This window comes from Microcoleus sp. K4-B3 (assembly GCF_036704615.1).
GTDB lineage: Bacteria > Cyanobacteriota > Cyanobacteriia > Cyanobacteriales > Microcoleaceae > Microcoleus.
Window position 1 is genome coordinate 97,139 of record NZ_JAUBSF010000013.1, and the last position, 10,564, is coordinate 107,702.

The 10,564-nt window shown below is 46.8% G+C and carries 10 protein-coding genes; 6 read left to right on the top strand and 4 right to left on the bottom strand.

The window, feature by feature from the left end; translation table 11 throughout:
• Positions 1–108: 108 nt before the first annotated feature.
• The 4 genes from QUA78_RS09110 to QUA78_RS09125 form a co-directional block, all read right to left on the bottom strand.
• Positions 109–549 carry a peroxiredoxin gene (locus QUA78_RS09110; protein WP_333083840.1) on the bottom strand — a complete coding sequence of 147 codons (441 nt, stop codon included), beginning with the start codon at positions 547–549 and terminating at the stop codon, positions 109–111.
• 382 nt (positions 550–931) lie between these two features.
• Entirely contained in the window at positions 932–2,446 is a 1,515-nt protein-coding gene (locus QUA78_RS09115) for a catalase (protein ID WP_333398727.1), read from the bottom strand.
• A gap of 343 nt (positions 2,447–2,789) precedes the next feature.
• Positions 2,790–3,272: a hypothetical protein gene (locus QUA78_RS09120; protein ID WP_333302282.1), complete on the bottom strand. Its 483-nt coding sequence runs from the start codon at positions 3,270–3,272 to the stop codon at positions 2,790–2,792.
• Entirely contained in the window at positions 3,265–3,498 is a 234-nt protein-coding gene (locus QUA78_RS09125) for a hypothetical protein (protein WP_333133300.1), read from the bottom strand. The genes QUA78_RS09120 and QUA78_RS09125 overlap by 8 nt, the downstream gene beginning before the upstream one ends.
• 149 nt (positions 3,499–3,647) lie before the next feature.
• Between QUA78_RS09125 and QUA78_RS09130 the strand changes: the two genes are divergently transcribed.
• From QUA78_RS09130 to ileS, 6 genes are all read left to right on the top strand, one after another.
• Entirely contained in the window at positions 3,648–3,914 is a 267-nt protein-coding gene (locus QUA78_RS09130; protein WP_333302281.1) for a hypothetical protein, read from the top strand.
• Positions 3,915–4,302: 388 nt separating this feature from the next.
• Positions 4,303–4,620: a DUF433 domain-containing protein gene (locus QUA78_RS09135; RefSeq protein ID WP_242723461.1), complete on the top strand. Its 318-nt coding sequence runs from the start codon at positions 4,303–4,305 to the stop codon at positions 4,618–4,620.
• Complete coding sequence (locus QUA78_RS09140; protein WP_333302280.1) at positions 4,613–4,945, top strand: DUF5615 family PIN-like protein; 333 nt, start codon at positions 4,613–4,615, stop codon at positions 4,943–4,945. Before QUA78_RS09135 ends, QUA78_RS09140 begins: the two co-directional genes overlap by 8 nt.
• 155 nt (positions 4,946–5,100) lie before the next feature.
• Positions 5,101–5,511 (top strand): Npun_F0494 family protein, encoded by a 411-nt coding sequence (locus tag QUA78_RS09145; protein WP_333302279.1) that lies wholly within the window; start codon positions 5,101–5,103, stop codon positions 5,509–5,511.
• A gap of 211 nt (positions 5,512–5,722) precedes the next feature.
• Positions 5,723–6,286 carry a Uma2 family endonuclease gene (locus tag QUA78_RS09150; protein WP_333302278.1) on the top strand — a complete coding sequence of 188 codons (564 nt, stop codon included), beginning with the start codon at positions 5,723–5,725 and terminating at the stop codon, positions 6,284–6,286.
• 286 nt (positions 6,287–6,572) lie between these two features.
• Entirely contained in the window at positions 6,573–10,163 is a 3,591-nt protein-coding gene (ileS, locus tag QUA78_RS09155; RefSeq protein ID WP_333398728.1) for an isoleucine--tRNA ligase, read from the top strand.
• The last annotated feature ends 401 nt before the right edge of the window (positions 10,164–10,564 follow it).

The window sequence follows — 10,564 nt, forward strand, 5'->3', positions numbered from 1 at the left end:
CCGGTTTCTACGAGAATATTGCCTATAGCAACGAGGCATCTAGAAAGAAACCGGGTTTTTAGCCGTTTGGTGCATCCAGGAAGGTTAGTGCGATCGGCTAAACTTCGACTAAACTATGGTGACAAGAATATCTTGAGCGTGAGTGTCAACTTTCATGGTTTCGCCCTCATAAACTTGAATGATTTTGCCGGTACCGTCGATGACGAAAGTAACGCGCTTGGCATAATCGCCTTTCTCGACATCGTAAGCTTTGGTAATCGTGCCATCAACATCTGCTAATAGCTGGAAAGGCAAACCGTATTTCTCTGTGAACTTTTGGTGCGATTCCTCGTTGTCTCGGCTGACACCGAGAACTACTATATCTTTGCCTTTGTATTCTTCATGGGCTGCTTTGAAGCTTTGGGCTTGTCTGGTGCAGCCTGGGGTGTCATCTTTGGGGTAGAAATACAGGATTACGGTTTTACCGGCAAATTCGGAGAGGGATACTGTTTTGCCGTTCGTGTCTTTGGCGGTAAATTGAGGCGCCGCGCACCCAACTGGTAATGTCATAGTTTGGTTTCCCTTGTTTGGTTTTTATTGCAGTTCCTCAAGTTATTTTACTTGGTTCTGTGCCTTTTCAAGAGACCGTTGCTAAAAATCGCGTGAAGCGAAGCTATCCCGCAGGGAATCGCCCCCAACTCCATGACGCTAAGCTTTACTGCATTTAACTTGCACCTAAGACGCAGGCACAGAGTGCCTGTGACACGCATAGTTTCAATACTGAGATATTGCACCATTGTCAATAATCCTTTTTTGAACAGGCAAGATGCCTGTTCCACAAAGAGTAGATTTTCTCGCTTCACAGGCATCTTGCCTGTTCAGCGAAAATACTGCAAGATGTGAGAATAGACATCTGCTAAAAAGCAGATGTCTAATTGAATGTTCGCGGATTCTACACACCAACCGGTTGAGCTGCTGCTGCCATCATAGACGGATCGATCGCAATTCCTAAACCTTCTGCAACTTGGCGGCCGTAATTCGGATCGGCGCGGAAGAAATGGCACAGTTGGCGCATCTGAATCTCCGGTTTTGCTGCACTCAAACTTTCCACAATGTTAGCGACAAGTCGCTGCTGTGCGTCGGGTTTCATCAAGCGATAAAGGTCTCCTGCTTGGGTGTAATCGTCATTTCCCTTACGGTGATCGTAGCGATCGACTTTGACATTTCCTAAGTCCCAAGCTGGCTCAGCATAAGCACAGTTTTGCTTCGGCGCATCCTCGTGGCTGTTCGGTTCGTAGTTGGGCCCGCTACCACCGTTGTTACCCGGTGCCATGGCGCCATCCCGTTGATAGTGCATCACCGGACACTTTGGTTGATTGACGGGCAATTGTTGATAGTTTGCACCGAGACGGTAGCGTTGAGCATCTGCATAAGACATGATGCGAGATTGCAGCACCTTATCTGGAGAGAAGCTAATACCTGGAACGACATTAGAAGGAGAAAATGCCGCCTGTTCTACCTCCGCAAAAAAGTTTTGTGGATTGCGATTGAGTTCAAGAATTCCCACGTCAATTAACGGAAACTCTGAGTGCTTCCACACTTTTGTCAAGTCAAAGGGGCTTTCGCGATACTCTGCGGCTTGGGCCTCGGTCATTACTTGAATGCAAAACCGCCATTTGGGATAATTACCTTGGTCGATCGCCTCAAACAAATCGCGAGTGGCATGATCGGGGTCTTCGCCTTTGATCTGCGTCGCTTCTTCGGCGGTGAAATTATCAATACCTTGCATGGTTTTGAAGTGGAATTTGCACCAAACCCGTTCTCCTAGATCGTTGATTAGGCTGAAGGTATGGCTGCCAAAACCGTCCATGTGGCGGTGGTTTTTCGGCGTACCGCGATCGGAAAACAGAATTGTCACCTGATGCAAAGCTTCTGGACTCAGCGACCAGAAATCCCACTTCGCGTCAGGATCTTTGAGATGCGTTTGGGGATGGCGCTTTTGCGTGTGGATCAAATCAGGGAATTTGAGCGGATCGCGGATGAAGAAAACAGGGGTGTTGTTGCCTACTAAATCCCAGTTGCCTTCTTCGGTGTAGAACTTCATCGAAAAACCTCTGGGGTCGCGTTCGGCATCCGCTGAACCTTGTTCGCCACCTACGGTAGAGAAGCGGAGGAGAACCTGAGTTTCTTTGCCAACTTCTGAGAATATATGAGCTTTGGTGTAGCGAGTAATGTCATGGGTGACGGTGAACGTGCCAAATGCAGCGGCTCCTTTGGCATGGACAACGCGCTCAGGAATGCGTTCCCGGTTGAAGTGAGCCAGTTTTTCCATCAGGTGAAAATCCTGCATGAGGATAGGCCCGCGTTCACCTGCTGTCAAGGAATTCTGGTTATCTGCAACCGGAATTCCGCTAGCGGTTGTCAATGTTTTGTCTTCTGTCATCGTGGGTAATATTGATTGCTGCATCCTAAGTATTCTATACCTTTGTGGGGCAGAGGTGTTTCTGCGGTGGTAATTCTCAGATTGGCGATTGTGTGTTAAATTATTAGTATGTTTTCCAAATTTACTGAGTCAATTAAAACCAATTTACAATCAAATAAAATTGATTTATACACTGTGATTCTCATAAAAAATTCCGATTATTGGGTTTCTTTGTGTAGGTTTCTATAAACCGGGCGAGGTGAGTTGATTTAATCGGGACTTACGCATCAAAAGTAAAGAAACCGGGTTTTTTAGATTTATGCGCGCTGTAATGCGTCTTCTCAACAAAAAACCCGGTTTCTGATTAGCTGTGGTTAAGTCTTATTAATTAAACTTCAGTCGGTTGTTTTTGGGACTCTAGCCAGCGATCGTAAGCTGTTCGATCGCCTCCGAATGAATCAATGGTTACGGGCGATCGCTCATATTGCTTGAGTGGAGCATTTTCTATTGGTTTGTAAGCGCAATAGCAAATACAAATTGAGTCAAACTCTGCGCCATAGGCAGCGGGAATTTCAGGGGTATATTCCTGAACTTTCACAACTTCCCAGCCGCTGTCTCTAAAATGAGTTGATGCACTGGGAAACATTGGATCGATCGCACTTGGGACAACAACGCTTTCGGTTAAACGATAGCCCGGTGCTGGGGATGGCTTACCACTAGAGTCATAATGCTCGGCTATTGTCCAAATCAATGACTTAACCGATCCTGCATTAGCTACTCGGTAAAAGCTTTCTCCTACTTTTGTTTCGGTGAGTGAACGATATTTTTCCACTTCACCTTTTTCTGCCCTGAAAATAATGTATTTACGCATTTTCTTTTCTCTCCTTCAGATAATCACCTTGGCTCAAGTCCATTGGCGACGGCGGAAACTCGCAATTTCCATCAAAAATGCAATCAACGCTCAAAATAGAATTGCCAGTCTCTTCTACATTTTTAAGCTGCCAACCGTATTTTTCTTCCATATTAGTGCAAGCCTCTTCGCTTGTAGCTGCATGGCGCGTCTCGTTTTTTTCGTCATCATACCGAGGTTGTGACATAATTAATATGCTCCCTTGTTGGTTGTTTCAACATTTGGAGTAGTGGTCTTGTCCGGGTGTTACCGCAATCGGACAAGACGCTTGTCCTTTATTTATAGTATACAGCAGGCTATGTGTATAATATCTATCTTTAATTTACCAGGTAAAATATGATTGATTTCTACACTGTGATTATCAGAAAAAGTGCCGATCATAGGGTTTCTTTGTGTTTAGAAAATGGCTTGGTTGGACAAGGAAATACTACCGAAGAATCTATTGATAAACTCAAACAAGCTATAGAGTCATTTTCCGAAGTTTATGAATCAGAGTCTGATGTTTATTTCAGTCCTATTTCTATTAATGAATTACACGAGTTTCTGACTTTAGAAGATGCAGAATCCTCAGACACTTATGAACTTAGGAAAGTTTATGCCTAAAAACCTTCCATCTTTAAAACCTAAAGCATTAATTAACATTTAAGAACAAAACGGATGTCAGTTTTACCGAGAGGGGAAAGGGGATCATCGTTTGTATATGCGTGAAATTGAAGGCAGAAAAAGGATTGTTCCGATTGATATCGGTGCTGGGGAAATGTCACCAGCTTATGTGTTTGTTGCGGATTTTCAGACAATTTGGGTTTACCGATCCAGAAATTGAGGGGATGATTAGTTAAGTCCGCATTAATATGCTCCCTGGTTGGTTGTTGCAACATTTGGAGTAGTGGTCTTTGCCACTCAGAAAAGCGATCGCCTAAAATGGCTTTTACAGCCAAACTCGTCTAACCTGTCCTAAAATAGAAGAGACATCCTATATTAATTCCCTACCATGTCGATCGCCGTCATTAAAGAACATATCGAAATCACCCCTGGAATCTGTGGGGGAAAACCCCGTATCGCCGGACATCGCATCCGAGTTCAGGATATAGTTGTTTGGCACGAACAAATGGGAATGTCACCAGACGAAATTCTGTATCACTATCCGAGTATTACTTTATCTGACATCTATGCAGCTTTAGCCTATTATCACGATCGTCGAGATGAAATTCGCTCGGCAATCGAAGCAGATGCAGAATTTGCCAGCCAATTGAAAGCTCAAACCCCATCGCTATTGCAACAAAAATTAAAAAATCGTCAGCATGGCTAAGATAAAATTTCATCTTGACGAAAATATAACTCTTGCAATAGGAAATGGATTGCGAAGACGGGGAATTGATGTCACCACAACTCCAGAACAAGGAATGATCGGGCAATCCGACGAACAACAATTAGCATTTGGCCTGTCTCAAGAACGAGTGATTTTTACCCAAGATACGGATTTTTTAAGACTGCATCAGGCAGGTTTGTCTCACGCGGGTATTGTTTACTGTCCGCAAACCAGTAAATCGATTGGGGAAATTTTGCAAGGATTAGTATTAATTTGGGAGGTAGTGAATGCTGAAGAAATGAACGGTCGTTTGGAGTATTTGTAAAAATAGGCGATCGGCACTTGCCACCTGAGTATTAATCTTACCGAAGTTTCGGATCTTTTGACCCGCTGTCATATTTGGGTAGATGTTTCAAAAATCGACTTAGACTCTAAATCTGTAACAATTAAAAATATAGTACCTAGTCAAAAGTTCTCGCAATGACTTTTATCCCATCCGAAGCGTTTAAATCTATTAGTTATCCCGGCCGCACCGTCAAAAGAGCCGATCGCGCCGTCCGCTGTTCCCCTTTTCTATTACACTTCTTCCAGACAATCCGCGATAACAGTGTTTTCCTAAGTGCGATCGCCTCAAATTCCGGTGTCGAAAGCGGCTACACGCGATCGCCCGTATCCGAACTCGCAGCCGAAAACTCCCTACTCTGGCTGATCCAAGTGGGCGTGTTGCGGCGGGAAGTAGACGGACAAGGCATTACCGACAGTTTTCGCCTCACGCCCCTGGGCCGCCAACTCGTGGAAAAATGGGAACAGCAAGGACAGGGAGTGCCGGATGCGTCATTGTGCGATCGTATGGGAAATGCCGTTAGCCGCGGGTTGGGAGTATTTCTATAACCGAAATGGCGGCTAATAAGTGGTTGAACCTTAAAATTTAAGCTTTTGGGCGGGCAAGATGCCCACCCCACAAGAGTTTGAAGAAATCCACCCCACAAGCAAATTTACTCTTTGTGGAACAGGCATCTTGCCTGTTCTTGAGAGATGTGAGTATAAATTAAATGCGCGATCGCTTAACTAATACAAATTAAACTTAAATCAAATTAAAACAATGGTTCAAACCCCGACTAAACCTTTGACTCTCGATGAATTTCTCCAACTGTCAGAAACCAAACCCGCCAGCGAATTCATCGACGGTCAAATTATCCAGAAACCTATGCCCCAAGGAAAACACAGCACAATTCAAAGCGATTTGGGTGCTGACATCAACCGGGTACTCAAACCCCAACGTATCGCCCGCGCCTATTCAGAATTGCGCTGTACCTTTGGCGGTCGATCGACTGTACCCGATCTGGCAGTCTTTACCTGGGAACGCATTCCCCGCGACGAAAACGGCGAAGTAGCCAACACTTTCGCCATCGCCCCCGACTGGACAATCGAAATTCTTTCCCCCGAGCAAAGTCAAACTAAAGTCGTCCGCAACATTCTCCACAGTCTCGGCCACGGAACCCAGATGGGCTGGCTGATTGACCCGGAAGAAGAACTGGTATTTGTCTATTTTGCCGATCGCACCATAGCAGTTTTTGAACAACCGGGCGATCGCATCCCCGTTCCAACCTTTGCCGCATCCTTCAATCTCACCGTCGGTGAAATGTTCAGTTGGCTAACCGAATAGCCCAACCTCGATTTGTGATATCGTTTATGGTTCGACCGGAATGATTTAACCGCAGAGGGCGCAGAGGGCGCAGAGGAAGAGAAGAGAGAGATCTCTACGGATTTGGTTCGATCTAATTTGCGGTCGATCGCCTATACTAGAATATCTGGCTGTCAGCTCTTCAAGGACGAGAGAGGGCTTGCGTTCCTCACTACAAACTTAATTATGATTATTTAACCGGACTTGATATCATCTTTCAAATAACCGCTAACTACTAACAACTAACTACATAAAACGTTTCTCAAAAATGGAAGCTAAATCTTACAAAGACACGGTAAATCTGCCCAAAACCAAGTTTGATATGCGCGCCAACGCCGTCAAACGGGAACCAGAACTGCAACAATTTTGGGCAGATCGAGAAATCTACGATCGCCTCTCGGAAAATAACCCAGGCGACTTGTTCATCCTCCACGACGGGCCCCCCTACGCCAACGGACAACTCCACATCGGCCACGCCCTCAACAAAATCCTCAAAGACTTTATCAACCGCTACCAAATGCTGCGCGGCAAAAAAGTCCGCTACGTGCCGGGTTGGGATTGTCACGGATTGCCGATCGAACTTAAAGTATTGCAGAACATGAAATCGGAGGAGCGGCTAAATCTTACCCCGATCGAACTGCGCCGCAAAGCCGCCGCCTTCGCCCAGCAAACAATGGAACAGCAGCGCGAATCCTTCCAGCGCTACGGCGTTTGGGGCGACTGGGAACACCCGTATTTAACTCTGAAACCCGAATACGAAGCGGCCCAAATCGGCGTTTTCGGTCAAATGGTACTCAAAGGCTACATCTACCGGGGCTTCAAACCTGTTCACTGGAGTCCGAGCTCGAAAACAGCCCTCGCCGAAGCGGAACTGGAATATCCCGAAGGCCACACGTCGCGCAGCATCTACGTCGGCTTCCACGTGAAAAAATTGTCAAAATCTTTGCAACAGAAGCTCAAGCGCTATATGCCGAGCCTCTGGGCGGCGATTTGGACGACTACCCCCTGGACAATTCCGGCAAACTTGGCGATCGCAGTCAATCCCGAACTGACTTATGCGGTGGTGGAACCGCCGGCAAATTCCCACATCGCACAACAATTTATGTTAGTAGCTGTCGATGCGGTCGATCGGCTGTCGGCAACTTTTAACACTCAATTAAAAATACTGGCTACCTTCAAAGGCAAAGAATTAGAAGGTTGCATCTACAAACACCCGCTGTTCGATCGCGAAAGTCCAATTGTTGCCGGCGGCGACTACATTACCGCTGATTCAGGGACAGGATTGGTGCACACCGCACCGGGCCACGGACAAGAAGACTTTATCGTCGGAAAGCGCTGCGGTTTGCCAGTTTTAACACCCGTAGACGAGAACGGAAATTTCACCGCAGAAGCAGGACAGTTCGCAGGTTTAAATGTCCTCGGAAATGGCAATGCCGCAGTGATTGATGCCCTTGCCGAAGCAAATTGTTTGATTAAAGAGGAAAGTTACGCTCACTCTTATCCTTACGATTGGCGCACGAAAAAGCCGACTATTTTTCGGGCGACGGAACAGTGGTTTGCCTCCGTCGAAGGGTTCCGAGATGAAGCACTAAAAGCGATCGCCGGTGTGAATTGGATTCCCGCCCAAGGGGAAAATAGAATCACGGCAATGGTTAGCGATCGATCGGATTGGTGTATTTCTCGCCAGCGGACTTGGGGCGTTCCCATTCCCGTATTCTACGACGAAGAAACCAACGAACCGCTGTTAAATGAAGAAACGATCGCCCACGTGCAAGCCATCTTTGCCGAACGCGGTTCCGATGCTTGGTGGGAATTGTCGATCGATGAATTGCTGCCGGAATCTTACCGCAACAACGGCCGGACTTACCGCAAGGGTACAGACACGATGGATGTATGGTTTGACTCCGGTTCTTCCTGGGCCGCAGTTGCCCAAGGTCGATCGGAATTAAACTATCCTGCTGATATCTATTTGGAAGGTTCAGACCAACACCGCGGCTGGTTTCAATCCAGCTTGCTGACCAGTGTAGCAACAAACGGCGTGGCTCCTTACAAAACTGTTTTGACTCACGGTTTTGTGCTCGATGAAAAAGGCCGCAAGATGAGCAAATCTGAAGGCAATGTCGTCGATCCTGCCGTCGTAATTAAGGAATATGGAGCCGATGTTTTGCGGTTGTGGGTGTCTTCGGTAGACTACTCGGCAGACGTGCCTTTGGGCAAAAACATTCTCAAACAGCAGTCGGATGTTTACCGCAAAATTCGCAATACAGCTAAGTTTTTGCTGGGCAATTTGCATGACTTCGATCCGGCAAAAGATGCCGTTGCTTACGAGGAATTGCCGGAACTCGACCGCTATATGCTGCACAGAATGGGCGAAGTATTTGCGGAAGTTCAAGATGCTTTTGAAAGCTTCCAATTTTCCCGATTTTTCCAAACAGTGCAGAATTTCTGCACGGTGGATTTGTCGAATTTTTACTTGGATATTGCCAAAGACCGACTTTACATCAGCGCGACAGATACCCTTCGCCGCCGCAGTTGTCAGACGGTGATTGCAATTGCTGTGGAGAATTTAGCAAGGGCGATCGCACCTGTTTTGTGTCACATGGCCGAGGATATTTGGCAGTACCTCCCCTATCCGACTCCTTACAAGTCAGTGTTTGAAGCCGGCTGGGTGCAAATAGAGGCTTCATGGCACAATCCAGAATTGGCTGCGCGCTGGCAGTATTTGCGGCAAGTGCGCGGCGAAGTTAACAAGGTTTTGGAACAAGCCAGGATTGAAAAGGCGATCGGTTCTTCTTTGGAAGCTAAGGTTTTATTGTACGTTCCCGATGTTGAGAAAAGGCAGCAACTGCAAGCTTTGAATCCCAGCAGCGAAGGATTGGTGGATTATGTGCGATCGCAAAATTCAGTCATAGAGTTAGCGGCAGAGGAGAAAGCAAAAGCAGCACAAGATCGACAGGAAGAACAAGCGGCAAAAGTTGCCAAAGTCTTGACAGAAAACACAGTTTATGTTGAGTCGGAAACGATCGCAGAAAAGAGCGATCGCTCTTCTGCGATAGTAGAGTATTCCGCCCCTGAACTGTCGGCTTCTGATTCACAGGCAATCTTAGATCAAGCCGCCCAGTTTGTGGCTAATTTGCCTGAATATGCGGGCAACTTTGTCACAGAATACCAAAAAGTGCTGGTCACACTGGGGCTGTTAGCCTCTGTGGTGATAACGGGTAGAGTAACGCTGGCGATTTTGGATACGATGAATCAGATTCCGGTGTTGGGAGGCTTATTGGAAGTCATCGGCATCTTATTTACAATCTGGTTTGCTTTCCGTCACTTGTTGTTTGCCGCCAACCGTCAAGAAATTGCAGAACAAATTGATTTCCTGACAGCAGATGTGGTGGGCCGGAGTACAGCGCTTGTACTTGCAGAAACAAAGGCGATCGTACTCGCACCGGCATTAGATACAGCGCTTGTGCTTGTAGAAACACAGGCGATCGCACAAACAGCCCCAGCCGAACAAGTGTTTGTAGAAACACCCCAAATCCCGACAGCAGAATTAGTTGCGATCGAACCCAAACCAGAAATTCCTGCTGAAATAGCTGTAACGCCCGATTCTACAATGATCGGCAAGGGTGTAGACGAACTGCGGTATTTGTTCATTACTTCGGAAGTGGAACTGGTTGAATCGAATGCAATCCTGCAAGAATTGCCGTACAGTTATCAGTCTCCCGAATTGGCGATTGGTGTAGTGAAAGCAGACGGGGAAAAGTGCGATCGTTGCTGGAACTACTCGACTCACGTCAGCGAGTCGATCGAACATCCGCTAATTTGCGAACGCTGCGTTTCAGCAGTAGACGGCAAATTCTAACCTAGGATGTACACCGCACACCGCTGTAACTGTCATTGCGAGCTATACGCGAAGCAATCGCAGACTCCGTGATGGCTTCACTATCTACTCGTTACCAGGCTCCTGCCTGGTAACGCAGATCCGGAGGCTCTGCCTCCATCTTCCCAGCCGAGGCAGAGCCTCGCTTATATGGGTTCCAAGGCAGAGCCTTGGAACCAGTTAAATCAATCAAACAATGAGTGGGATGGGCTTTGAGCAGCGTCCCGAATATGCTATTTCTTAAAAAAACGGCAGACGATTTCACCAGGGTTGTTTTGTCCAAACGCCAAAACTGTTCCATCTTTCTTACTGTAGTTTAGACTAAATAAAGATGAGAACGGTGGCTTTCAGAAGAACTAGAGCCACCGCGCCGGGAGAGAATA

Coding starts and splice junctions, on each gene's coding strand:
- QUA78_RS09150 (WP_333302278.1), top strand. CDS start 5,723: ATGGTTCAAACCCCGACTAAACCTTTGACTCTCGATGAATTTCTCCAA.
- QUA78_RS09120 (WP_333302282.1), bottom strand. CDS start 3,272: ATGCGTAAATACATTATTTTCAGGGCAGAAAAAGGTGAAGTGGAAAAA.
- QUA78_RS09110 (WP_333083840.1), bottom strand. CDS start 549: ATGACATTACCAGTTGGGTGCGCGGCGCCTCAATTTACCGCCAAAGAC.
- QUA78_RS09130 (WP_333302281.1), top strand. CDS start 3,648: ATGATTGATTTCTACACTGTGATTATCAGAAAAAGTGCCGATCATAGG.
- QUA78_RS09145 (WP_333302279.1), top strand. CDS start 5,101: ATGACTTTTATCCCATCCGAAGCGTTTAAATCTATTAGTTATCCCGGC.
- QUA78_RS09140 (WP_333302280.1), top strand. CDS start 4,613: ATGGCTAAGATAAAATTTCATCTTGACGAAAATATAACTCTTGCAATA.
- QUA78_RS09135 (WP_242723461.1), top strand. CDS start 4,303: ATGTCGATCGCCGTCATTAAAGAACATATCGAAATCACCCCTGGAATC.
- QUA78_RS09115 (WP_333398727.1), bottom strand. CDS start 2,446: ATGCAGCAATCAATATTACCCACGATGACAGAAGACAAAACATTGACA.
- ileS (WP_333398728.1), top strand. CDS start 6,573: ATGGAAGCTAAATCTTACAAAGACACGGTAAATCTGCCCAAAACCAAG.
- QUA78_RS09125 (WP_333133300.1), bottom strand. CDS start 3,498: ATGTCACAACCTCGGTATGATGACGAAAAAAACGAGACGCGCCATGCA.